21 protein-coding genes are annotated in these 24,199 nt (G+C 72.3%); 16 read left to right on the top strand and 5 right to left on the bottom strand.

Going from position 1 to position 24,199, the window contains the following annotated elements:
• The first annotated feature begins 67 nt into the window (after positions 1 to 67).
• From ACIQMR_RS28025 to ACIQMR_RS27955, 15 genes are all read left to right on the top strand, one after another.
• Positions 68 to 1,276, top strand: coding sequence for a 3-deoxy-7-phosphoheptulonate synthase (locus ACIQMR_RS28025; protein ID WP_401392887.1), 1,209 nt, complete (start codon positions 68 to 70; stop codon positions 1,274 to 1,276).
• A gap of 9 nt (positions 1,277 to 1,285) precedes the next feature.
• Positions 1,286 to 1,543 (top strand): acyl carrier protein, encoded by a 258-nt coding sequence (locus ACIQMR_RS28020; RefSeq protein ID WP_401392884.1) that lies wholly within the window; start codon positions 1,286 to 1,288, stop codon positions 1,541 to 1,543.
• On the top strand, positions 1,543 to 2,820 hold the full coding sequence (locus ACIQMR_RS28015; RefSeq protein WP_401392882.1) for a beta-ketoacyl-[acyl-carrier-protein] synthase family protein: 1,278 nt from the start codon (positions 1,543 to 1,545) through the stop codon (positions 2,818 to 2,820). Before ACIQMR_RS28020 ends, ACIQMR_RS28015 begins: the two co-directional genes overlap by 1 nt.
• Positions 2,810 to 3,835 carry a beta-ketoacyl synthase N-terminal-like domain-containing protein gene (locus ACIQMR_RS28010; RefSeq protein WP_401392879.1) on the top strand — a complete coding sequence of 342 codons (1,026 nt, stop codon included), beginning with the start codon at positions 2,810 to 2,812 and terminating at the stop codon, positions 3,833 to 3,835. The genes ACIQMR_RS28015 and ACIQMR_RS28010 overlap by 11 nt, the downstream gene beginning before the upstream one ends.
• Entirely contained in the window at positions 3,832 to 5,376 is a 1,545-nt protein-coding gene (locus ACIQMR_RS28005; protein ID WP_401392876.1) for a class I adenylate-forming enzyme family protein, read from the top strand. The genes ACIQMR_RS28010 and ACIQMR_RS28005 overlap by 4 nt, the downstream gene beginning before the upstream one ends.
• Positions 5,373 to 6,515 (top strand): beta-ketoacyl-[acyl-carrier-protein] synthase family protein, encoded by a 1,143-nt coding sequence (locus tag ACIQMR_RS28000; protein WP_401392873.1) that lies wholly within the window; start codon positions 5,373 to 5,375, stop codon positions 6,513 to 6,515. The genes ACIQMR_RS28005 and ACIQMR_RS28000 overlap by 4 nt, the downstream gene beginning before the upstream one ends.
• Complete coding sequence (locus tag ACIQMR_RS27995; protein WP_401392870.1) at positions 6,512 to 7,483, top strand: beta-ketoacyl synthase N-terminal-like domain-containing protein; 972 nt, start codon at positions 6,512 to 6,514, stop codon at positions 7,481 to 7,483. The genes ACIQMR_RS28000 and ACIQMR_RS27995 overlap by 4 nt, the downstream gene beginning before the upstream one ends.
• Positions 7,480 to 8,799: a beta-ketoacyl-[acyl-carrier-protein] synthase family protein gene (locus ACIQMR_RS27990; RefSeq protein WP_401392868.1), complete on the top strand. Its 1,320-nt coding sequence runs from the start codon at positions 7,480 to 7,482 to the stop codon at positions 8,797 to 8,799. Before ACIQMR_RS27995 ends, ACIQMR_RS27990 begins: the two co-directional genes overlap by 4 nt.
• Positions 8,796 to 9,779: a beta-ketoacyl synthase N-terminal-like domain-containing protein gene (locus ACIQMR_RS27985; protein WP_401392865.1), complete on the top strand. Its 984-nt coding sequence runs from the start codon at positions 8,796 to 8,798 to the stop codon at positions 9,777 to 9,779. Before ACIQMR_RS27990 ends, ACIQMR_RS27985 begins: the two co-directional genes overlap by 4 nt.
• Positions 9,779 to 10,585 carry an SDR family oxidoreductase gene (locus ACIQMR_RS27980; protein WP_401392862.1) on the top strand — a complete coding sequence of 269 codons (807 nt, stop codon included), beginning with the start codon at positions 9,779 to 9,781 and terminating at the stop codon, positions 10,583 to 10,585. Before ACIQMR_RS27985 ends, ACIQMR_RS27980 begins: the two co-directional genes overlap by 1 nt.
• Positions 10,586 to 10,649: 64 nt before the next feature.
• Positions 10,650 to 10,904, top strand: a complete 255-nt coding sequence (locus ACIQMR_RS27975) for an acyl carrier protein (protein ID WP_266387960.1) — start codon at positions 10,650 to 10,652, stop codon at positions 10,902 to 10,904.
• Between the two features lie 176 nt (positions 10,905 to 11,080).
• Positions 11,081 to 11,827: a 3-oxoacyl-ACP reductase FabG gene (gene fabG, locus ACIQMR_RS27970; protein WP_401392859.1), complete on the top strand. Its 747-nt coding sequence runs from the start codon at positions 11,081 to 11,083 to the stop codon at positions 11,825 to 11,827.
• Entirely contained in the window at positions 11,824 to 12,801 is a 978-nt protein-coding gene (locus tag ACIQMR_RS27965; RefSeq protein ID WP_401392856.1) for an alpha/beta hydrolase, read from the top strand. Before fabG ends, ACIQMR_RS27965 begins: the two co-directional genes overlap by 4 nt.
• Positions 12,798 to 13,856 (top strand): LLM class F420-dependent oxidoreductase, encoded by a 1,059-nt coding sequence (locus ACIQMR_RS27960; RefSeq protein ID WP_401392854.1) that lies wholly within the window; start codon positions 12,798 to 12,800, stop codon positions 13,854 to 13,856. The genes ACIQMR_RS27965 and ACIQMR_RS27960 overlap by 4 nt, the downstream gene beginning before the upstream one ends.
• A 145-nt stretch (positions 13,857 to 14,001) precedes the next feature.
• Complete coding sequence (locus ACIQMR_RS27955) at positions 14,002 to 15,183, top strand: NAD(P)/FAD-dependent oxidoreductase (protein WP_401392851.1); 1,182 nt, start codon at positions 14,002 to 14,004, stop codon at positions 15,181 to 15,183.
• A 66-nt stretch (positions 15,184 to 15,249) separates the two neighbouring features.
• On the opposite strand, the gene ACIQMR_RS27950 is transcribed toward ACIQMR_RS27955, so the two are convergent.
• The 3 genes from ACIQMR_RS27950 to ACIQMR_RS27940 form a co-directional block, all read right to left on the bottom strand.
• The gene (locus tag ACIQMR_RS27950; protein ID WP_401393220.1) at positions 15,250 to 15,672 is read right to left on the bottom strand and encodes an acyl-CoA thioesterase; all 423 of its coding nucleotides are present in this window, start codon (positions 15,670 to 15,672) and stop codon (positions 15,250 to 15,252) included.
• A 25-nt stretch (positions 15,673 to 15,697) separates the two neighbouring features.
• Positions 15,698 to 18,337 (bottom strand): LuxR C-terminal-related transcriptional regulator, encoded by a 2,640-nt coding sequence (locus ACIQMR_RS27945; RefSeq protein ID WP_401392849.1) that lies wholly within the window; start codon positions 18,335 to 18,337, stop codon positions 15,698 to 15,700.
• Between the two features lie 318 nt (positions 18,338 to 18,655).
• Positions 18,656 to 19,201, bottom strand: coding sequence for a MarR family winged helix-turn-helix transcriptional regulator (locus ACIQMR_RS27940; RefSeq protein ID WP_401392846.1), 546 nt, complete (start codon positions 19,199 to 19,201; stop codon positions 18,656 to 18,658).
• 134 nt (positions 19,202 to 19,335) lie between these two features.
• Here ACIQMR_RS27940 and ACIQMR_RS27935 point away from each other — a divergent pair, with 134 nt between their 5' ends.
• Complete coding sequence (locus tag ACIQMR_RS27935) at positions 19,336 to 19,899, top strand: NAD(P)H-dependent oxidoreductase (RefSeq protein WP_340370390.1); 564 nt, start codon at positions 19,336 to 19,338, stop codon at positions 19,897 to 19,899.
• Positions 19,900 to 20,046: 147 nt separating this feature from the next.
• Here ACIQMR_RS27935 and ACIQMR_RS27930 read toward each other — a convergent pair whose 3' ends face one another.
• Entirely contained in the window at positions 20,047 to 21,975 is a 1,929-nt protein-coding gene (locus ACIQMR_RS27930; protein ID WP_401392842.1) for an FHA domain-containing protein, read from the bottom strand.
• Between the two features lie 185 nt (positions 21,976 to 22,160).
• Complete coding sequence (locus ACIQMR_RS27925; protein ID WP_401392839.1) at positions 22,161 to 24,017, bottom strand: protein kinase; 1,857 nt, start codon at positions 24,015 to 24,017, stop codon at positions 22,161 to 22,163.
• Between the last annotated feature and the right edge of the window lie 182 nt (positions 24,018 to 24,199).

Below are 24,199 nucleotides of genomic sequence, written 5' to 3'. Positions count from 1 at the left end.
CGCTTGCGCCTCATTCACTTGCGCCTATTCCAAGGCAGCCGACAGGGGATACGGGGATCGAACCTTTATGAACGTCGCCATCAACTGGGCCGGACTCACCGAATCCCATTCCGCACTCACCGAGGACGAGATGCGGTCCTGGCGGCTGCTGCCGTCCCGTCAGCAGCCCGCCTGGAACGACGACTGGCTCGTCACCGGCATCAGGAGGGACCTCGCCTGTCTGCCGGAACTCGTGGACGCCGACGAGATCCACGCGCTGCGCTCGGCCCTGGCCGATGTCGCGGCCGGCCGCCGGCAGGTCGTCCAGGCGGGCGACTGCGCCGAGGACCCGGCCGAGTGCACGCCCGCCCACCTGGGCAGGAAGGCCGGACTGCTGGACGCTCTTGCCGGCGTGATGCAGATCGGTTCCGGACTGCCCGTGCTGCGGGTGGGCCGCTTCGCCGGCCAGTTCGCCAAGCCACGGTCCGCCCCGACCGAGGTCGTCGACGGCGTGGAACTGCCGGTCTTCCGCGGGCATCTGGTCAACGGCCCGAAGGAGACCGAGGAGGACCGCAGGCCTGATCCGCTGCGCATGCTCGCCTGTCACGAGGCCGCGACCCTCGCCATGACCTACCTGCGCAAGCAGCAGGAGATCACCAGGGTGCCGGTGTGGACCAGCCACGAGGCACTGGTCATGGACTACGAGCTGCCGCAGCTGCGCCGCGACTGCGAGGGCGACATGCTGCTGACGTCCACGCACTGGCCGTGGATCGGCGACCGCACCCGCCAGCTCGACGGCTCGCACGTCCGCATGCTGGCCGCGGTCTCCAATCCGGTGGCCTGCAAGGTCGGTCCCAGCATGACGGAGGAGGAACTCCTGCGGCTGTGCGCGCTCCTGGACCCGGCGCGCAGGCCGGGGCGGCTGACGCTCATCTCGCGGATGGGAGCCGGGGAGGCGGCCCGCCTTCTGCCCGCACTGGCTGCCCGGGTGCGAGAGGCGGGGCACCCGGTGGTCTGGCTGTGCGACCCGATGCACGGCAACACCGTACGGGCCACCAACGGCCGTAAGACGCGGCTGCTGAGCTCCGTCACCCAGGAGATCGGCGAGTTCCAGGCGGCCCTGCGTGAAATCGGCGCGATTCCGGGCGGACTTCATCTGGAGACCACCCCCGACAAGGTTGCCGAATGCGTCGCCGACGCGTCGGAACTCAGCAGCTGCGACGGCCGCTCCACCACGCTGTGCGATCCCCGGCTGAACGCGGAACAAGCAATTGCCGCCGCTGCGAACTGGAATTGAGGTCTGTCCATGTCCGATGTGCGGAGCGTCGCCGCTCTCGACCGTGTGCGCGGCATCGTCGCGGAAGTCCTGGAGATCGACATCGACAGCGTGGAACCGGACGCGAGTTTCTACGACGACCTGGCGGCGGACTCCCTGGAGAAGGTCGAGATCGCCGTGCGGGTGGAGCGGGAATTCGGAATCCCGGTCAGCCCCCAAGAGGCGGCCGAAATGACATCGGCGTCGGCCGTGCTGGCGCTGCTGCGCGACAAGGGAAAGGTGGTCTGATGGCGACAGCCGTCGAGCGCACCCCCGGGCGCGCCGGCATCGTGGTGACGGGGGTCGGCGCCGTGTCGCCGGCCGGACTCGGTCACCGGGCGCTGTGGGACGCCGTGCGCGGCGGCAGGGTGACCACGGGAGCCGTCACCCGCTTCGACACCTCCTGCCATCCCTCGCACCGTGCCGGGGAGATCCCCCGGTCCGCGCTGTCCCGGCTCGACTCCCTCGTGCCGCCGCACCGCTCGCTCGCCGCACGCTGCCTGGCCGCCGCCGCGGCGGAAGCGGCACACGGCGCGGGGCTCACCCGCACCGGTGGGCTCATCCGTACCGAGGGTGGCGCACGCACCGGGGCCGGCGCCCGTACCGGCGTCTTCGCCGGGACGGTCATGGGCACCAGGCCGGTCCTGGACCACGGCATCACCTCCGCCGGACTGACGGCCGAGGGCACCGAATGGGCCGAGCCGGCACGGCTGCTCGACCTGGTGCCCGAGGTCGTGCCCGTCGACGGTCCCGTGGTGCTGCTGGCCTCCGGCTGTTCCGTCGGCGGCGACGCCGTGGCCTGCGGAGCCGACGCGATCTCCGAGGGAGAGGTGGACGTCGCGATCTGCGGCGGGGCCGAGGAGCTCTCCCAGGAGGTGTTCGCCATGTTCACCACGCTGCGGGCGCTCGCCCCCGACGTCGCCCGCCCCTTCGACGACGACCGGCTCGGCATGCAGCCCGCCGAGGGCGCCGCCGTCGTGATCCTGGAGAGCGCCGAGCACTGCGCCGCACGCGGCGGCCTGCCGCTCGCCGTCCTCCTGGCGCACGGTGCCGCGGCCGACGCGTACCACCTCACCCGGCCGCGGCCGACCGGTGACGCCCTCGTCGAGGCGATCGGCACCTGTCTGCGCGACGCGGGCCGTGCACCCGAGGACATCGACTGGGTGTGCGCGCACGGCACCGGCACCCCCGCGAGCGACGGCGTCGAGGCGCGGGCGATCGTCTCCGCCCTCGGCGGACCCGGGCGGCGCAGGCCCGCCGTGTCCTCGCTCAAGGGCATGCTCGGCCACACCCAGGGCGCGGCAGGAGTACTCGAAGCGGTGGTGGCGGTGCTCGCGCTGGCCGCGGGACACCTCCCGGGCAACGCCACCCTCCGGCGGTCCGACCCGGCCTGCGCCGGCCTGGACCTGGTGCCGCCGCGGGGCCGCGAAGCCCCGGTCGCCACCGTGCTCAGCCTCGCCTTCGGTCTGGGCGGCGGGGTGTCCGCGCTCCTGCTCGGCGCGGCCGGGGGCGACGATGAGGACTGAGACCGTACGCACCGTGCCGCGCGCCCCCGCGCGGCAGACCGCGGTGGCCGTGGCCGGGATGGGCGTCCGGCTTCCGGGTGCGGCAGGACCGTCCGCTCTGCTCGCCCCGTCCGGCCTCCGCCGCTTCGCGCACGAGGCACCGGAGCACGTGCACGCGCTCGCCGCCGCCACCGACGCGCTGGCGGACGCGACCGCCCGCGCAGCCGGCGAACCCGGCGCACCCGGCGAACCCGGGGCGCCTGGCGCACCCGGCACACCCGGGGCGCCCGGCGCAGGCGGCACCACCGCCACGGTGTGGGCCTCGTCCACCGCGGGCCTGGCCGCCTACGCGCAGACCTGCGCCGACATACCGGAGTTCGGGCCGGGACGCGTCTCCCCACGGCGCACCGCGCACTCCGCGTTCACCGCGCCCGTCACGGCGGTGTCCGTGCGCCTCGGCCTCGACGGGCCGTACCTGAACGTGACCGGGGAGCAGGACGCGGGTGCCCACGCCGTCACCGAAGCCGTAAGGATGCTGACACGGAGCAGGTGCGAGCGCGTCGTGGTCGGAGGCTCGGCGGACACGTCCGCGTGGCGGTCCTGCCCCGGCGGCGACCCGGCGGAGGGCGCGCTGTGCGCGGTGCTCCAGCGGCACTCCCCGGACGGCGGGGGAGCGGCCGTCCGGCCGCTCCTGAGGACCCGTACGGCCCGGAACGGCATCGACGCCTTCGTCCGCTCCTGCCTGGAACGACTTGACGGGCCGCCGGACCACCTGGTCCTGTCCGCGCCCGCGACGGACACCCGCGCCGCGGGCGCCCTGGCCCTGCTGTGTGCCGCGCCGCCGCTGCAGGTCGAGGAGCGGTTCGGCGACCTGGGGGCCGCCGGTGGCGTCGCCGCGCTGGTCACCGCGGTCGCCCTGACGGCAGCCCCCGGCAGCCCTGTGGAACGACCGGGCCCGCGCGTCCTCGCGCTGGCCCTCGGCAGCGGCAACGCCGTCGCCGTGGAAGTGACGTCCCGAAGGAAAGGTCCGCGATGAAACTGGTGGAACTACTGGTGGGCAAGCACGTGTCGGCAGGCGTGGGGGACCGCGTCAGCCATGTGGACCCCGATGTCGGTGAGGTGACCTACGCGCAGCTCCACGACGCCGTGGCCGGCTACGCCGGGGCCCTGCGCGAGCGCGGGATTCCCGCGGGCGCCCGGGCGCTGGTGGTGGCCGACGACTCGGTGGCGACCACCGCCGCGATCCTCGGCCTGTGGTGGCACGGCTGTGTACCCGTGCCGGTCAGCCCCGCGCTGTCCGACCCCGAACTGCGCTTCATGGCCGCCGACTGCGAGGCCGCCTTCGCACACTTCGACATGCCGAACGCCGCCCGGCGGGAACTGGGCACGGACATCGACCAGTTGCCGCACACCACGGGCGACGAGGTCCGCACGATCTTCATGAGCGACACCGAGTCCCAGGCGTACGCCCCCGAAGCAGCGGCCGAGGAGGCCGACTGGGCCGCCGGGCAGCCCGCTCTGATCCAGTACACCTCGGGCAGCACCGGCTCGCCCAAGGGCGTGCTGCACGCCGCCACCGGCATCGAGGCCGTCGCCGCCTCGGTCGGCTCACTGCTCGGGCTCGGCCCCGACGACGTGGTGCTCTCCACCGCCAAGGTGTCCTTCGGGTACGGCTTCGGAAACTCCGTCATCCTGCCGCTCGCCGCGGGCGCCCGCACCGTGGTGCTGCGCGGCGGCGTCGACGCGCACGCGGTCCACAGCGCGCTGCACCGCCACCGGCCGACGGTGCTGTTCTCCGTGCCCAGGATGTACGTCGCCCTGCTCGCCCTGGCCGCCGGCCACGGCACCGAGGCGACCGCCTCGCTGCGGCTTGCCGCCACCGCGGGTGAACACTGCCCGGCAGCGCTCGCGGAACGGGTGCGCGAGACGTTCGGCGTGCCGCTCGTCAACGGCCTGGGCGCCACCGAGGCCCTGCACTTCGTCGTCGCCACCCCGCCCGCGGCCATCACCGCCGGGGCCACGGGCCTCCCCGTCCCGGGCGCCACCGCGACCGTCAGGGGTGAGGACGGCGAACCGGTCCCCGAAGGAACCGAGGGCAGGCTGCACGTGGCCGGGCCCTCCGTGGCGCTCGGCTACCTCAACCGGACCGAGGCCACCCGCCGCACCTTCGCCGACAGGGGCGTGTACACCGGCGACATCGTCCGCCGCGACGAGGCGGGCGAGCTCTGGTACCTGTGCCGCGCCGACGACCTGCTGAACATGGGGGGCTACAAGGTGGCCCCCGGCGAGATCGAGGCGGTCGTGCGCGAGGCCGAAGAGGTGGCGGAGTGCGCGGTCGTGGCCGTGAGCGACGAGAACGGGCTCGACCAGGCGGTGGCCTACGCCGTCCCCGTGCCGGGCGCCGACCCCAGCGTCGTCCGCAAGGCGATCCTCGCCCTTCTGCGCACCCGCCTGGCGGCCTTCAAGCGCCCGGCCAGGGTCGAGGTGATCGACGTACTGCCCACCACGTCCACGGGAAAGCTCGCCCGCAACCGGTTGCGGGAGTCGGCGGGCCGGGAAGCAGTGGTCGACCGATGAGCTGGGACATCACGGGCCTCGGGGCCGTGGCGAGCATCGGCGCCGACCCGCGCGCCGTCTACGACGCGCTGTGCGCGGGCCGCAGCGGCCTCACCGACCTGCACGCCTTCGACGGGGACAAGTACCGCGCGAAGCAGGCGTACGAGATCGACGACCGTGGCCCGGACGGCGCCGACCGCCCACTGCGCGCCACCCGATGGCTGGAGACCGCGGTCGAACAGGCCCTCACCGACGCGGGTCTGGACACCGCCGCCGACGACATCCCGGTCCTCGTCGGGACCACGCTGCGCGAACAGCGCTCGGCCGAGCTGTGGTGGCGCGACGGCGCACCGCTGACCGTGCGGGACCTGCACTTCGGCAGCGCGCTGCGGGACCGGTTCGGCACGGCGCGGAGCTACACGTTCGCCAACGCCTGCGCCGCCACGCTGTACACGCTGGGCATGGCCACCGACATGATCGAGCTGGGACTGGCCGACACCGTGGTGGTGGCGGGCACCGACTCGATCACGGAGAGCGCCTTCGGGACGCTCGACCGCGTACAGAACGAGACGCCGCGCGCACTGCGGCCGTTCGACCGGGCCCGCGCGGGCATGCTGATGGGCGAGGGCTCGGTCGCCGTCGTCGTCCAGCGAAAAGGTGCCGGCCGCAGGGGAGTTCACGCCGTCGTCCGCGGCGTCAGCATGAACTGCGACGCCGTCCACCCCACCGCGCCCGACCCGGCGACCATCTCCTGGGCCATCAGGGACGCGCACCGCAGGGCCGGGCTCAAGGCCGACGAGATCGACCTGGTGATGCTGCACGGCAGCGGTACCCAGCTCAACGACTCGGCCGAGGCGACCGCGGTGTCCGGAGTCTTCGACGGCGCCGGCGCCGGCCCCCTGCTCACCGCGATCAAGTCCATGACCGGACACACCCTGGGCGGCTCCGGACTGCTCAGCCTGGTCACCGCGGCGTTCGCCCTGCGGCACGGCGTCGTCCCGCCCGTACGGGGCCTGACCGACCCGATCGACGAGGCGGCCGGACTGCGTCTGGTCCGCGACAGGGCCGCCACCGCCCGGCTGTCCACCGCACAGGTCAACGCGTTCGGCTTCGGCGGCATCAACGCCGTGGCCGTCCTGGAGAAGGGGGACCGCCCGTGACCGCGCGCCACGAAGCCGGTTCGGCGAAAGCCGTCGTGATCACCGGCGTGGGCACCGCCATCCCGGGCCTGACGGAAGCCGCCGACCTGCTCGGCCCGGACGCCCCCGCCGGGGGATTCGACCCGGCCACCGGCCTCAAGGGCAGGGCGATGCGGCACAAGGACCGTGCCTCGCGGCTCGCTCTGCGCGCCGTCGGCCCGGCACTGCGCCAGGCCGGACTGCTGTCCGACGACGGTGAGACGTACACAGGACCGGGCGACACCACGGCCGTGGTGATCTCCTCCAACCTGGGCAACCTCGACAGCGTCTGCGACTTCGTCGACACCATCACCGAACACACGGTCACCGGACTGAGCCCGCTCGGCCTGCCGCACACCTCGTCCAATGTGATCGCGGGCTGGATCGCCATCCGGTACGGGATGCGCGGACCCAACCTCACCGTGTGCAACGGGGCGACGAGCGGCGCCGACGCGCTGTACTGGGCGCACAACCTGCTCGCCGCGCGCAGGGCCGAGACGGTCGTCGTCATCGGGGTCGAGCCGCACACCGGGCCCGCCGCCAGGCTGATGGAGGACGGTTCGGGCCGCGGCGTGCTCGACGGGGCGGCGGCGCTGGTCCTGGAGTCCGCCGAGCGGGCCGCCGAACGCGGCACCCGCGCCCTGGCCACGCTGTCCCGCAGCGTGCGGGCAGCCGACTCCGCGACGGCCCTCGCCCAGGCGCTGCACGAGGGCGCGCCCGCCCCGGGACTGTGGCTCGGCTCGGCCGAGGACACCGGAGCGGCCCGTGCGGTGGACCTCACCACGCGGCTCGGCCACTGCTCGGGAGCGCTCGGCGTCGTCCAGGCGGCGGCGGGCGCCGCCCACCTCGCCGCGGGCGGCCCCGGCCCCGTACTGGCCACCAGCGGCGGGGGAGCGACGGACGACGCGGCCGCAGCACTGGTGCTGACCGGAGCCGGTGAGGCGACATGAGCGCTGGAGGAGCGAGCGGCCGCCGGGTGGTCGTCACCGGTCTCGGGGCGATCTCCGCTCTGGGCTCGGGCGTGCCCGCCTTCTGGCAGGGCCTGGCCTCAGGAGGCGGCGCACCCCGGCCCGTGACCGACCCGGATGCCCGCATGGACAACCGGCTGATGTACCTGGTGCCCGCGGCCGACGTTCCCGACGGGCCCGAGCGGCACGCCCACGTGGAGCTCGCCGCGGGACCCCGCATGGCGATCGCGGCCGCCCACGAAGCGGTGGCGGACGCCGGGCTGGACGAGGCACGCCGCGAACGGCTCTCCGTCGTCCTGGGCGTGGAGATGGGCAACGCCGGCCGGCACGAGGCCCGGCGGGCCGCCGAGCACGGCGCACCGATCCGTCCGGGCGCCGGCAGGTGGTCCCCGATGACGGTGACCTCCGCCGCGGTCTCGGCCGCGATCGGCGCCACCGGCGGCAGCACCAGCGTCGGCAACGCCTGTGCCGCCAGCGGCTACGCGGCGGCGATCGCGGCGGACATGATCCGGGCGGGGGAGGCGGACGTGGTCCTCACCGGCGGCGCCGAGGGCCCGACCCGCGTGGGCATGGGCGTCTTCAACCGCATCGGCGCGGCCGACCCGGTCGCCTGCCGGCCCTTCGACACCGACCGCCGGGGCACCCTCTTCGGCGACGGCGCGGCGATGCTGGTGCTGGAGTCGGCCGAGCACGCCGAGGCCCGTGGGGCGACGCCGTACGCGGAACTGTCCGCCGCCGCGTTCAGCTGCGACGCCCACCACCCCACCGCCCCCGACCCCGGCGGCACCCAGGCCGTGCGCGGCATGCGCCGGGCCCTGGCCGACGCGGGTCTGCGGCCCGAGGACGTCGGGGGCGTGGTGCCGCACGGCACGGGCACCCCGCTCAACGACATCGTGGAGAGCGAGGCACTGCGCGAGGTGTTCGGCGAACTCTGCGACGAGCTACCCCTGTTCAGCCTCAAAGCCATGATCGGGCACACGGCGGGAGTCGCCGGCGCGTTCGGCGTGCTCACGGCGGCGCTGATGCTGCACCACGGACACGTCCCGGCCAACGCGCCCGTCACCGCGCAGGACCCGCGCTGCGCGGTCTGGTTGCCGCAGGACCGGCCGGTGCCGCTGAGCGCGTCCGCCGTCCTGGTCAACGCCTACGCTTTCGGCGGCAACAACGTCTCGCTCGTCCTGTCGGGCGTGCCGGGGGCCGGATCCGCACGCGAACGCCAGGGCACGGCGGGGCAGGCGGGCACCGCGCGTCACGATCCCGTCCACCAGGACCCGGGCACGCGGGGAGCCGCCGCATGAGCGCTCTCGCCGTCCTCGGGGTGGGCGTCTGCCTGCCCGGCACCGACAAGCCCACCGAGGCCCTGTCCCCGGCCGTCACCGGCACCCCCGGCCCCGGCTGGCTCGACGTGGCCGCCGCACTGCCGGGCCGCGGCTACAAGCGGCTGCCCTCGGCCTGCCAGTACCTGCTTGCCGCCACCGGGAACGCCCTGGCGGACGCGGACGGAGCACTGTCCGCCGTCCCCGCCGAACGCCGAGGCGTCGTCGTGGGCACGGACAACGCGGGCATGGCCCTGCTGGACGAGCAGGACCGCACGATCATCGCTCAGGGCGCGGACGCCATCGCCCCGCTGACCGCGCCGTACTTCGCGATGAGCCTGTTCGCGTCCCGGCTGGCCACGGAGCACCAGGTCAACGGCTTCACTCTCACCGTCAACTCGCCGCGCACCGCCGCCCTGGACGCGCTCGGCGCCGGTGCCAGGGCACTGGCCGCCGACCGGGCCGACGTGCTCGTCGTCGGCGCGACCGAGGAATCGCTGCCCGCCGGCGAACCGGGCGCCGACGGCAGTGACACCGGAGCCGTCGCGCTGGTCTGCGCCCGCGCGGGCGGTCCGCCCCCGGCGTCCTCGTACGGCACCGTGCGGGTGCGCGACGCCTTCCTCGCGCCGGGCAGCCGCTTTGGCCGCGCGCTGGAGTACGCCTGGCGCGCCCTGACCGATGACGGGGACCGGCCCTCGCAGGTCGACGCGATCGTCGACGACTCGCCCGTCGGTGAGGCCGTCACTGCCTGGCTCGGCAACCGGTGTGCCGACCTCACGGTCTCCCCGGCCGGCGCCGGAGCGCTCACCCCGCTGCGCCACCTCGCCGCCGCGCTCGCCGCCCGGGACGGCCACGGCCGGATCGTCGTGACGGCCGCGGCGGAGGGCCACGTGGCGTTCGCCCGGCTGGACGCCTGCGCACACGTCCCCCTCATCCACCCCCAGCAGAACAGGAGCCGATAATGATCACGGAAATCCAGGGGTCCTGGTCCCTCGTCCTGGGCGTCTCCAGCGGCTTCGGCCGGGCCGTCGCCAGGGCGCTCGCGGAACGCGGCGGCAACGTCATCGGAGTGCACTTCGACACCGCCGACGGTGCGGAGGCCGCCGCCAAGTTCGCCGACGAACTCCGGGACAGCGGAGTGTTCGCGCACTTCTTCAACCTCAACGCGGCCAGCGCGAGCACCCGCAGGGAGGTGGTCGGCCAGGCCGTCGAACTCGCCGGCGACAAGGGCGTCCGCATCCTGCTCCACTCGCTGGCGTTCGGCTCGCTGCTGCCGTTCGTGCCCTCGCAGGACGGGCCGCACGACCAGGAGACGGTCAACTCCCGGCAGTTGGCGATGACCCTCGACGTCATGGCCAACAGCCTCGTCTACTGGACCCAGGACCTGCTCGCCGCCGGCCTGCTGCGACGCGGCGCGAAGATCTACGGAATGACCAGCGCGGGCAGCACCCAGGTCCTGGACAGCTACGGTCCCGTCTCCGCCGCCAAGGCGGCCCTGGAGGCCCATCTGCGCCAGCTGGCGGCCGAACTGGCGCCACGTGGCATCGCGGCCAACGCCCTGCGTGCGGGCACCACGATCACGCCCGCCCTGGAGAAGATCCCGCACAGCGCCGCGTACGCCGAGGTGTGCCGGGCCCGCAACCCGCACAAGCGGCTCACCGAGCCCGAGGACGTCGCCGAGGCGATCGTCCTGCTGTCGATGTCCGACTCCTCGTGGCTCACCGGCAACGTCATCGGCATCGACGGTGGCGAGATCCTCACCGCCTGAACCCCCTTCACCATCGCACACCACCCGCAACGCCCAGCAGATCCGTTCGGAAGGAAATCACCACATGTCCGAGAACACCGCCGTCGCCGTCGACACCGAGGAACTGCGCTCGCTCGTCGCCGACGCACTGGAACTCCCCGTCGAAGAGGTCACCGACGAGGCGCACTTCGTCGACGACCTCCAGGTCGACTCGCTCATGGCCCTGGAGATCGTCGTCAACCTGGAGAAGAAGTACGGCATCAAGGTCGCCGAGTCCGACTTCAAGCAGGTCTCCACCCTGCTCCACGTGCGGGCGCTGGTCGACTCGAAGCTCAAGTAGCCGTCGTACGGCTCCTCGGGCAGGCGCCGTACGGGCCGGTGTTCGCGGGGCCCGCGCCCGTCGCAGGCCCCGCGCAGCCGGCCCGTACCACCTGCCGGCCCGGACAACCGTGCTCGACGCCGCTCCGGAGCAACGCCCCCCAAGCCCGACCCGCCAGCCCACCGAAAGGCAGCAACATGTCAGACGGCGTACGACCGGTCGCCCTCGTCACCGGCGGCTCCCGCGGCATAGGACGGGCCGTGGTCACCCGCCTCGCCCGCGACGGCTTCGACGTGGCGTTCTGCTACCGCTCCGACACCGGCGCGGCCGAGCAGGTCGCCAAGGAGGCCACCGCGCTCGGCGCACGGGTCCTCACCCAGTCGCTGGACGTCGCGGACCCGGCCGCGGCCCGCGCGTTCGTCAGCCGGACCGAGGAGGATCTCGGCCCGCTGGACGCCGTCGTCACCAGCGCCGGCATCGTGCGCGACAACCCGCTCGTCCTGATGGACGACGACCAGTGGCGCGACGTCATCTCCACGAACCTCGACGGCACCTACACCATCTGCCGTGCTTCGGTCTTCTCCTTCATGAAGCGGCGCACCGGCTCCATCGTGACCATGTCGTCCGTCGCGGGCGTGCACGGCAACGCCACCCAGAGCAACTACGCGGCGTCCAAGGCCGGCATCATCGGCTTCTCCCGCTCGCTCGCCAGAGAGGTCGGGAAGTACGGCATCCGCGTCAACTCCGTCGCGCCCGGCCTCATCGAGACCGACATGACGGCCGACATGTCCGACACCGTCAAGAAGCAGATCCTGGGCAAGGTCCCACTGGGACGCTTCGGGGCCGCCGACGAGGTCGCCGACCTGGTCTCCTTCCTGGTGTCGCCGCGGGCCGCCTACATCAGCGGCCAGGTGCTCGGCATCGACGGAGGTCTGGTGGTGTGAGCGGCATCAGCGGTACGAGCCGCCGCACGCGCCGCGCCGCCGCCGCGCTGCTCGCCGCGCCCCTCGACGCCCTGCGCACCGCGTACACCGCGTTCCATCCGCCCAGGCCCGAACGCCGCCGCCGACCCGAGCAGTTCGGGCTCACGGTGCAGGAGGTGACCATCCCCGCGGGCAGGAGCGGCCGGACTCTCGCCGGCTGGCTGTGCCGGGGCGAGCGTACGGACCGCGTGGTGCTGCTCGGCCACGGGCTCGGGCTGGACAAGTCCCGCAGCCTGCCCTACGCCCGTTGTCTGCACCGGGCCGGACACACGGTGCTGCTGTTCGACTACCGCAACCACGGTGACAGCTTCCAGGACCGCGGATTCGCCGGCTTCGGCCGGAAGTTCGGGCAGGACACCGTCACCGCTGCCCGGTACGTCACCTCCCTGCCGGAGTACGCCGGCGCACGGCTCGTGCTGTACGGCTTCTCGCTCTCCTCGTTCGCGATGCTGCGTGCGCTGCAGAAGCTGCACCCGGTCGTCGACGCGGTGGTCTGCGACAGCGGGCCCGCCTGCGACCCGCCGGCGATCTCACCCAACCTGCTGCGCGAGGGCCTGCTTCCACTGCCGGAACGGACCCGCGGCGGAAGGGCCGCCGCGGTCGCCGAGCGGTCCTTCGAGCTGTTCAACCACCTCACCATCGGCGGCGCCGACTGGCCGCCCGCCCCGGCCGCGCCCGGATACGCCACCACCCCGATGCTGTTCATCGGCGGCGGCGCCGACGCCGTCGTCCCCGCCGACGAGATCCTGCGGCTGGCCCGCCGCTACCCGCACGCCCAGACCCTCGTGCTCCCCGACGCCCGCCACCTGCGCGGCCTGTGGGCCGACAAGGAGCGATACCTCGCGACCGTCCTGGACTTCCTGGACCGTGCCTGCGCCCGGCCCGGGAACGACCCGGGGGCGGTCGCCGATCCGACCAGGACGGTGCACCGATGAGACTCGGACTGAACCTGCGCTACCTCGGCAACCTCGGCGCGGGCGCCGACCCGAGGACCTCCGCCAGATACGTACAGGAGGCGGAGCGGCTCGACTACGCGGTGGCCTGGACCGCCGAAGCCTTCAGTTCCGACGCGGTGTCCCTGCTCGGCTACCTCGCCGCGCAGACCAGCCGTATCGAACTCGGCACGGCCGCCATGCAGATCCCGGCCCGCAGCCCCGCCATGACCGCGATGACCGCCACCACCCTCGACATCCTCTCCGAGGGCCGCTTCCGGCTCGGCCTGGGCGTCTCGGGGCCGCAGGTCGCCGAGGGCTGGCACGGCGCGCGCTTCGACAAGCCGCTGGCGCGCACCCGCGAGTACGTGGACATCGTCCGCATGGCACTGCGCAGAGAGGACGTCGTCTACGACGGCACGCACTACCGGCTCCCGCTGCCCGACGGACCGGGCAAGCCGCTGCGCCTGGGCACCCGGCCGCGCCGCAAGGACGTGCCGGTCTACCTGGCGGCGGTTGGCCCGCGCAACGTGGAACTGGCCGGGGAGATCGCCGACGGCTGGCTGTCCGTGTTCTACCGGCCCGAGACCGTCGCCGAGCACCTGCCGCTGCTGCGCGCCGGGCGGGCCAGGACGGGCCGGGACCTGACGGGGTTCGACGTCGTCTCCTCGATGCCCGCGGTCGTCGGCGACGACGTCGCCGACTGTGCCGACCGCGTCCGCATGTACACCGCGCACTATCTCGGCGGCATGGGCTCCCGCAAGGAGAACTTCTACAACCGTCTCGCCGCCCGCATGGGCTACGCGGACGCCGCACGGCGCGTCCAGGAGCTCTACCTGGAGGGCCGCCCGCGGGAGGCGGCCGCGGCGATCCCCCGGCAGTTCCTGGAACGGACCTGTCTGCTGGGCCCCGTCGACCGCATCGCCGACACCCTGCGGGAGCACGCGGAGGCGGGAGTCACCACGCTCTCCGCGATGATCTTCCCCGTCGACGCGGAGGACGGCCTGCGGACCCTGCGCGCACTCGCCGACGCGCTGGGAAAGGCGGGCGTGGGTTGACGGTCCCTGCCCGCGGACGCCTGCCGGCGCCCGTACCCGCCCGGCCACCGCGCGCCGCGTCCTGCGACGCGGACCTCCGTCCCCGGACCCCCGACGCGGACCTCCGTCCCCGGACCTCCGATCCCAGGAAAGGCACGGTCGCCCCGTGTACGACGTCATAGTGGTGGGAGCGCGGGCCGCCGGTTCCCCGACAGCGATGCTCTTCGCCCGCGCCGGATACCGCGTGCTGCTGCTGGACCGCATCCGCCACCCCCGCGACACGCTCTCGACCCTCTACATCCATCAGCCCGGCGTCGCCCACCTGAAGCGCTGGGGCGTGCTCGACGCGGTCGCCGCCACCGGTTGCCCGCCGCTCGACCATGCCCGTCACCAGGTCAAGGACGTGGTGCTCGAAGGCTGTTCGTGGCCCGCCGACGGCGTCACCGCCGCGTACGCCCCGCGCCGCTATCTGCTGGACCGCATCCTCACCGACGAGGCGGTCGCGTCCGGCGCGGAGTTCCGCGAGCAGTCCACCGTCGACGAGCTGGTCTTCGACGACGGCCGCGTGGCAGGCGTCCGCTACCGCTCGGGCCGGCAGCAGTTCGAGGAGCGCGCCCGTCTGGTGGTGGGCGCGGACGGCATGCGCTCCAAGGTCGCCGAACTCGCCGGTGCCCGGATCGAGTTGGAGGATCCCATGCTGACCTGCGCGTACTACTCGTTCTGGTCGGGGATCGACACCGGATTCGAGGTGTACGAGAGCACCCGCAAGTGGGCCGGATTCGTCCCCACCAACGACGGCCTGACCCTGGTCGGCACCTACTTCCCGATGGCGGACTACGACCGGGTGCGCGCGGACGCCCGTACCGCCTATCTGGAGAACATCTCCGCCATCTCACCCGTCCTGGCCGACCGGATGGCAGGCGCGACGCAGGAGGACCGGCTCTTCGGCACCGGGGACCAGCGCAACTTCTTCCGCCAGGCGGCGGGCCCCGGCTGGGCGCTGGTGGGGGACGCGGGCCACCACAAGGACTCGCTCACCGGCAAGGGCATCACCGACGCCTTCCGGCAGGCGACCGCGCTCGTCGAGTCCGTCGGCGACGGGCTGCGCGACGGGCCCGCGCTGGACAAGTCGCTGCGCCGGTACGGCGAGCGGCGGGACGAGCTGGTCATGGACGGATACCGGGACACCCTGGCGGCGGCCGAGCTGCGGCCGGGCCGTCGGCTGCCGCTGATGCGCGCCATCGTGGACGACGCGCAGATGACCGCGCGGTTCTTCTCCACCATCTCCGGAGTGCTGCCCTCCGGCGAGCTGATGACACCGGAGCTGCGGGAACGCGTCGGGGCGTGACGCGCCGCGCCGGTCCCCCCACGAGAAGAAGTGGGGAGACCGGCGCCGTCCGGCGCGGCGGCGCGGTCAGATCCCGGCCACCGCCGGATCGGCCGCCACCGAGCGGAAGCACTCCCGGGGATCGGATACGAGCTTGCGAGCGTCCAGGTCGAGGATGCCGCCCACGTTGAAGACCTCCGCCACGAGCGTGCCGTCGGCCCTGGTCATGGTCTGCTCCACCCGGAAGCTCTTGCCCTCGCCGAAGACGAAGACGCAGTTGATGTCCACCTCGTCGCCGGCGACCACCTCACGGTGGTACCTGATGGTCGTCTCCAGGTTGACGGGACTGACGCCCTTCTTCAGCAGGTCCGCCTGGTTGATCCCGGCCGCGCGCAGCAGTTCCCAGCGCGCGTGCTCCGCGTGCTGGAGGTACACGTTCCCATTGAGGTGTCCCTGCGCGTCGGTCTCGTAGACGCGAACGGTGACCCGGACCGTGAACGGCTTGGCCATGTTCTTCCTTTCTGCGGTGCGCATCTCATGCGCTGTGGGTGATGTGGCGGGCGACTTCGACCCGTGAGCCGATGCCGAGCTTCCGGAAGATCGCCCTGAGGTGGTAGTTGACGGTGTGCGGAGACAGGCTGACCCGCCGTGCGACCTGGCGGTTGGTCAGCCCGTCGCTGACCAGGTGGGCGATGGACCGTTCGGTCTCCGTGAGCGCCTCCCAGCCCGCGGTGGCGGCCCTGCTCCGGCGGGGGGAGCTCGTGACGGGCGTCCCGCGCTCCTCCATGAAGGCCTGGATACGCTCGATGTCGCCCTGTGATCCGATCTGTACGAAGCGCCGCAGCGCGGACCGCAGCGCGGCGGCGCCGAGAGCGCCGTTCTTCTCCTCCTGCGCGCTCAGCAGTATCCCCAGGTCCTCCTCGGCGAGCGCGCCCGCGCACGGGCTGACGTGCTCGCGCGCGGCCTGCCGCAGTGCCTCGGAGTCCCGCTCCAGCAACCCCCTGGCGTGCAGGGCGGCGACGGCCAGGGTGGGGAGCCCGGGGTTGGCGGCCGCGAACCTTTCGGCGGCCGTCACCACGGTCGCCGCGAGCGGCATGTCGTCCGCCGCCAGAGCGAGCCTGACGAACCAGGCCGCAGCCGCCGCCTCCTCCACGAACAGCTGGGGTGAGGTGAGGAGATGGGCGTACGTGGTGGTCAGCAGTTCCGCCGTGCGCCGTGCGCCGAGCTGCGCGGTCGCCACCAGACACTCCCCCCAGTCGAAGTGGATCGAGGGGAAGACCGTGCTGTCGGCGCCGACGGCCGCCCGGCAGCGCCACGCGTAGTCGGCGGCCGACGCCAGGTCACCGCGGCGCAGCGCGACCAGGATCAGCACCGCCTGCCCGACCGGTACGACCCAGCCGCCGCCGGTCTTGGCCGCGACCTCCAGCCCGGTCTGGGCGCAGTCCTGGGCCTCCTGGAGCCGGCTGGACTGGAGCAGCAGCCTGGCCCTGGCGATCAACGGCGTCGCCGTGTGCGGGTGGCCGAGCGCCCCGGCCTCCGTCCGGGCCGTGCGGATCAGCTCCTCGGCCTCCTCGAACCGGCCGATGTCGGACAGCTTGGTGGCCAGCGCCAGCCTGACGTACGGGGACCACACCGGCGGGGTGGCCGGGCCCAGGCGCTGGACGGCGCGCTGCCCCCATCTGAGCCCTTCGGCGAGGTTGCCCACGGCCCATTCCAGGTTGGACATGACGACGGTGGCCGTCACCGCGTCGGCGTCGTCGTCGCGGCCCTGGTGGGTGGCGAGCATCGCCCGCGCCCGGGTGGTGGCGCGCTCCACACCGTCGGCGAAGAGGGAGACCGTGTTGCGGGTGATCCGGTCGGTCCGGTCGGCGAGCGGTGCGTCGGCGGTCCCGGTGAGTGCCGCGTCGGCGTAGTGGGCCTGCAGCACGGAGGTCAGGCCGGCTCGCAACTCCTCGGCGAGCCCCAACGGCAGGGGCTCGGTGCGGGTGCCGCGGGCCATCATCAGGGCGGGCAGCAGCCGGTGGACGATCCCGGGTCCCGTGGTCGCGCCCGACAGGGGCGCCGGCGCGGGCAGCGGGCCGGGCGTGTGCAGTGGACCGGGCGCGTCCGTGGACCCCGCCACCGGCGTGCCGGGCGGACGGCCGCCGGTGACCAGGAACTCCGGCGGTATCGGCACCTGGAGGCAGTGCTGCCTGCGCAGGGCGCTCACGTCCTGGCGCAGCGCCTGCCGGACCGCGGCGGGCAGCGCGTCGGCGATGGAGCGTCGCACCAGCTCGTGCTGGAACACCGTCTGTTCGCCCGGACAGATCAGCAAGCCCGAGGCGATGGTCTCGTTCAGCGCGGGAAGCATCGACGCGGTGGTCTCCCGCAGCATCGAGGCGACCTCGACGACCATGAAGGACCCGCCGACCGCCGCGGCCACCTGGACGAGTTGGCGGGCCTTGTCCGAGAGCGAGTCCAGCCAGTGCTGCGCGAGGTCGCGCACCCGTCGTGGGATGCGTTCGTCCAGCAGCCGGGCCCGCTCGTGGGAGATCTCCACGGAACCCTCCTCGCGCAACCCCTGGACGAGTTCCACGATCAGGAGGGGATTTCCTCCCGCGCCGGAGATCATGTCGGCGAGCTTCGGGTCGGGAGCGGCGCCCATGATGTCGGCGGCGAGTTCTCTCGAAGTGGCTTCGGAAAGCCTGCCGAGTTCTATTCGCTGGCACCCGGCAAATTCACTGGAAAGGCGGCGCATCGATGGGTTCTGTAATTCGGTGCGAAGCCCGATGATCCGGATGAGGGGAGCCGTCCGGGAATTCTTCGGCGGCTCGTAGTGAGCCAGTGATGCCACTGCCTCGGTCAATTCCTCGGGGACGTTGTGCAGGTTGTCCACCACGACCAGCCGGGGCGTGGAGCTCACTGCGGCGGAGTCGAGAACCGCCATGAGGGATGCGGCCTCATGGCGTCCTGCCGGTCCGCCCGCGGCGGGGTTCAAGAACGAGGAAACGGTGAAGCCGAGTCGCTCCGCGGCCCGTTGGGACTCCAGCAGCAGCCTGGTCTTGCCCGTTCCCGGCGGTCCCTGGACGGTGAGCGTGCCGCTGCGCCCCGCAGAACCGGCGGCGAGCAGTTGCGCTATTCGATCTGTTTCTGCTTTCCGGCCGAAAGTCTGAACTAATTCAGGACGTTCCGTCATGGTGTCTCAGACTTTCGGTTTAAGTGAAGGCCTGGACGTCAGGTCGGGTAACGGCGGGTGGCAGGTCATGGAATTCTCCCTCCGTGACAGCGGTCGAATGGCAGGTCAACGCCCTCCCAGACTGGCATGCGGACCGCCGGAAAACGGAGACGGCTTGTCCTGTTTGACGTGTGATCTTCGTCTCAGTTCAGGATTTCGTAAAATCTACGTGGTTCCGTTTCTGAATATTCTGTGGCGACCGGGTGCCGTGGGCGCACGAAGGGACGCGAATCGACGATGCGGGACGCCGGATGTACGGCGTCCCGCATCGGGGTCCCATCAGCGTGTGGCGTCCCGCAGCTGCGGCTGAGTGGCCGTGTTCTCGCCGGGGCCGCCCCGCCGCTCCCAGCGGTCGATGCTCTCGCTGATCTTCTCGGCGGCGGAACGCAGGCTGTCCAGCTCGGCGGGTTCGAGGACGTCGTATACGAGGGCGCGCACCCGGGCCACGTGTCCCGGGGCGGCTTCGACGAGATGGGCGAGCCCGGCGTCGGTGAGGATCGCGTGGGTGTAGCGGCCGTTGGTGGGGTCGGGTTCGCGGCGGACGAAACCGCGGCGTTCCAGCCTGCTCATCATGTGGGAGAGGCGGGACTGCTCGGAGTTGGCGAGGACGGCCAGTTCGCTCATCCGCATGCGATGTTCCGGCTGGTCGGACAGTCCGGCGAGGACGTAGTACTCGGCGTAGCGGAGGTCGGAGTCCTGCTGCAGCTGCGCTTCCAGGGCGGTGGGCAGTTTGTGCAGCATCAGGCTGAACCGCTGCCACGTCTCCAGCTCCGCCGGGGTCAGCCAGCGGGGCTCCTCGTGCGGGTGCGGCACCTGTTCGGGCATGCCGGGATTCTATCCGGCGTGAACGCCGCGACCGGCTCACACTTGAACGTTCATGAGTCACTGGTCTAGGGTCTGACATGAAGGTTCAAGTGAAGAGGTCGGCCTCGATCGGCGGCCATCAAGGAGAAGACCACATGAGTGACCTGAAGATCGCCGTCATCCTCGGCAGCACCCGCCCCGGCCGCAACGGCAAGGCCGTCGCCGACTGGGTGGTGGACCGGTCCGGCGCCCGCGCCGGCGTGGAGTACGAGCTGGTCGACCTCGCCGACTACCCGCTGCCCCACCTCGACGAGGCCATCCCGCCGTCCATGGGCCAGTACCAGGGGGAGCACACCAAGGCATGGGCGGCCAAGATCGCCGAGTTCGACGGGTACATCTTCGTGACCCCCGAGTACAACCACTCCACCTCCGGCGTACTCAAGAACGCGATCGACTACCTGTACGGCGAGTGGAACAACAAGGCCGCCGCCTTCGTCTCCTACGGTTCTCTCGGCGGCGCCCGGGCCATCGAGCACCTGCGGAGCGTGGCCAGTGAACTGCAGCTGGCCCACGTGCGTCAGCAGCTGTCCTTCTCGCTGTTCACCGACTTCGAGAACTTCTCCCTCTTCAAGCCGGCCGAGCAGCACGACGCCGCCGCGACCACCCTGTTCGACCAGCTGGAGTCCTGGGCCCGCGCCCTCAGGACGGTCCGGGGCTGACACCCCTGCCCGCCGGAAGGAGGGCTTCCCCGGAGGTTCCGGGACCGCGTCCGCGAGGGACGACGGGAAGACTGTCCCTCCTGAGACGAGTCCCGGAACGCTGCGGGTGAGTGCGGGGAAACCCTTCCCCGAGTGGTGGACGGGCCCTCAGTGGCGAGAAGCGGCCTCCTGCGGCGCGTGCGGCGGAAGGCCGGTGCGGGGGTCGGTGGGGCGGGGGACGAAGACCGGGACCTCCGACTGGTAGAAGATGTCGATGTCGGCCTCCTCACCGCTGACGATCAGGGTGTCCCACGCCCCGCTCTCCTGAAGCGTGCGCAGCGTCTGAGGCCCGAGCGTCGCCAGGTGGGCGCGCAGCACCTCGTCGGTCGGCATGCCCGGCAGGCGGGACGACAGCCGCTCACGGATGGCGGTCATACGGTCGAGCAGCAGGTCGAGGTCGGAGCGCCTCGCCGCGGAGCCGTCGTCCGGCTCCATGCTGCGGGCGACGATGTCCTTGATGGCGCGGGTGACCCCCTCGTCGTCGGTCGCCACCATCGCGTTCCAGGCCCGGGACTTGTGCCGGTACTGAAGCATCGACATCGCCGCCTCGTGCCGGATGAAGTCGGCGTCGCGAAGCGGCCGGCCCTGCCAGACCCGGCTGAGGGAGCGGGCGAGCGAAGTGGCCGATGCCAGACCGCTGTTGAGGCCGCGGCCGGGCCAGAAGTGGATGGCGTTGGCCGCATCGCCCAGCAGGAAGCCGAACGTTCCCGGGGTCTTGGCTGTGGGCCGGCTGAGTTGGGCCGTGAAGCGCGGACGCTGCACCATGTCCAGACGGAACGAGGTGACCGCCGACAGGTCCTCCTCGGGCACCCCGAACATCTTCAGCCCCTCCAGGATCCGCTTCCACAGCGGCGAACCCTGAAGCAGGGCCGGCAGGAACAGGGTTCCGTGCGTGGGACACACGAACTCGTGGTGCTCGCCACGGGTCATGACGCAGGGACGGGCGGCGATGCACTCCTCGAAGACCTTGCGGACCGGGTCGATGCCGATCACGTCCTCGGCCTCCTCGCGGGTCAGCCGCATGTTCAGAAAGCCCTCGCCGCGCAGCGAGTTGAGCAGGAAACGGTTCTGCGACACGGTGAGCAGGACGCTCATCGGGTCCGACAGCGTCGACTTGACCCGCAACCCGAGCACGACGTCCCGCAGGTGCTCGCCGTCGAGCGAGTAGATCGAGGCGTCGGCCGCCCCGAAGCGGTCGGCGAAGTGTTCGCGGGTGCGCGAACGCCCGCCTTCGGCGATGACGAGGACGTGGTCCTGGGCGAGCCGGTTCTGCTGCTCCTCCACGTCGAAACGCCGGGGCACCAGCCTGATGGCCTCGCGTCTGTCGGCCAGCTCCAGCAACTGGTCCTCGACGTGGGCGATGCGGATGTTGCGCGGCGGACGGCCGTCCACGGAGTCCGGTCCGACGGGCCACATCTCCGAGTAGCCGTCCGTGTCGTCGAACAGCGCCGAGCGGACCTCCTCGGACAGCGCCAGGTACTGCCGGCTCTGCACGGTCACGACCTGCTGACGCCGGACGTTGCCGTGTCGCTCGTCCTTCCAGACGACGGTGGAGCCTTCCTTGCGCCACCGGGCGTCGTACACGGTGATCTGCACACGCCCCGGGAGTTGCTCCTCGAGCGCCAGAGCGAAGGCGAGGCCGACCGGACCCCCACCGGTGACCGTGACGCGCAGGGTGCCGGAGACGGTGCTCGGGTCGACGCGCGGGGAGTTGAGCAGGGAGAGGTCCATGACCGTCTCCATCGCCTCCTGCGCCTCGTAGAGGAAGGTCTCGTCGCCGATCCGTATGCAGTCATTGGGGCGCAGCACGTGCCGCGTGACGCGTTCGTCGTTGACGTACGTGCCGTTGCGGCTGTCCCGGTCGTAGAGGACGAACCCGGCTTCCTCCGTGACGATCTCGGCGTGCAGGCGCGAGGCGTTGGCGCTCACGAGCACGATGCCGTTGTCACCCTTGCGACCGAGTGTCAGCGGTGCACCGTCCAGAACCACACTCTGACCAGTGAAGGGACCCGTACGTCCCACGATGATCGACGGCACCTGCGTACTCCTTGTGAGCGGCATTCGAGAACAACGACGGATACGAGGACGGACCGCATGGCGCGGTCGGCCCCGTGCAAGAGTGGAGCATCCCCGGACATACACGCAGTTGTGCCCGGCGGCGGTTCAACCGATCCCGGACAACTCGGCCGGAACGGCCGGTTTCCGGCCGCTCCGTCCGTGGTCTACTCGCACGTCACCGAGAAGGGGACCGTGTTCGAGGTCGTCCCCAGGGCGCCCTTGACCTCAACGCCGATCTCGCTGGTGAAGGTTCCGGCCTTGGAGTACGCCGTGAGCCGTACGACGTCCTGGCCCGTGCGGTCCCCGTCACCGGGGAAGGTGAGGGAGCGCCACTTGCGGTCGACCACCGAACCGTCCTTGGACACCCACCGGTAGGTGATCCTGGCCGGTACCTGGTCCACGGCGAACGTGGCCGTGAAGGTGGGTGCCCGGTCGGCCGGCGGCGAACACGCGCCCACATAGGTCGTGTTCACGCCCGTCACCGTCACACGAACCTGCTGCGAGGCGGAGGTGTCCTGCTCGGCCCGGCCCGGCGACGAACCGGCGCCGGGCGTCGCGCCCGTGTCCTGCGACGAACCGTTCGTGCCCGCGGCCTTGCCGTTGCCTCCCTCGTCGTGACCGTGATTGACCAGCGTGTAGCTCAGCCCGGCGATGAGCAGGGCACACGCCACCGCGCCGGCGATCACGACCGCGGTGCGTCGGTGACGGCGCGGGGCATCGGCAGGCGGCGGCTCGAAGGGGACGGGCGGGCCGAAGACGCCGGTCGGTGTGGTGGCGCCAGACGCCCCGGCGACCGCAGGTCCGTGCGGCAGGGTCGCGGAGGGTGTCGGTACGGGCTGATGGGGCTGAGAGGGCCGAGCCGGCTCGGCAGGCTGAACGGTCCGAGCAGGCTCAGGAGTCTGAACGGTCCGAGCAGGAGATGTCCCGGGCACGGTGTGCGCCGTCGCCGCGTGAGCCACCGTCGCCGCGTCACCTGTGGTCGGCGCGTCACCCACCCTCGCGGCGTCACCCACCGTTGCCGCATCGTCCACCGTCGCCGCGTCGCCGACTGTGCGGGTTTCTCCGGCCGTTGGGCCCTCCGAGGCGTCGGCCGTCGGGGCTTCCAGGTCGGCGCTCGTGGGCGCATCCGCGGCGGCCGTCGCAATCGCCGGGGATGCCGGAGCCGTCCGGGCCGCATCACCTGACGCGATCGACCGCAGGTCCCGCTCGGCCTGCTCGGCGGTCATGCGCTCGCTGGGCTCCTTGCGCAGAAGCCCTTCGATGACCGGGGTGAGAGGGCCGGCGAGGCGCGGTGCCCGGGCTTCCTCGTCGACGATCGCGCGCAGCGTGCTGAGCGGAGTGTCCTGACGGAAGGGGGAGAGGCCCTCCACGGCCGCGTAGAGCAGAACGCCGAGCGACCACAGGTCGGACTCGGGACCCGGCGTGCGGCCGAGGGCCCGCTCGGGCGGAAGGTACTCGGGGGAGCCCACGACCTCGCCGGTCATGGTCAGCGAGGAATCGCCCTCGACCATGGCGATGCCGAAGTCGGTGAGCACGACGCTGCCGTCGTCGCCGAGCAGCACGTTGGCGGGCTTCACGTCGCGGTGCAGCACCCCTTCGCCGTGCGCGGCACGCAGAGCCGACAGGACCTCGGCGCCGATCTGCGCCGCCCGCTTCGGGGCCAGCGGTCCCTCGGCGCGCAGCAGGTCTCCCAGCGAGCGTCCACGCACGAGTTCCATGACGATCCAGGGGCGGCCGTCGTCGGTGGCCACGTCGTACACGGTCACCACGTTGCGGTTGGGGATGCGGGCGGCGGCCCAGGCCTCGCGTTCCAGCCGGGTGTACATCCGCTCGATGTGCGCGGCGGACATCCCGGCGGGGGCACGCACCTCCTTGACGGCGACGTCGCGGTGCAGGGTCTCGTCGCGCGCACGCCACACCGTTCCCATCCCGCCCTCGCCGAGGCGCGACAGCAGCAGATAGCGGCCCGCGACCTTCCGCTCCTGGTCCGGTGGCACCTGTGCGGCCTCCTCGTTGTGCATCCGGACGGCTCTCCCTCTCCTCGTGCGGAGGCGACGCGGCTGTGTGCCGCCCGCCGCTTCCCGGACCTTCCAAGAGCCGCATTGTGCTACACGCGCAAGCCAGTTCGAACGGTTCGCCTCATCGCGGGAGACCTGTGGCACCTGCGGACCTGCTGCCCGAAGGCCTCGTTGCTCCGGTGTCA

It is taken from the genome of Streptomyces sp. NPDC091376, assembly GCF_044757085.1.
Lineage (GTDB): Bacteria > Actinomycetota > Actinomycetes > Streptomycetales > Streptomycetaceae > Streptomyces > Streptomyces pratisoli.
This window is presented reverse-complemented; position numbering and strand designations above follow the sequence as displayed.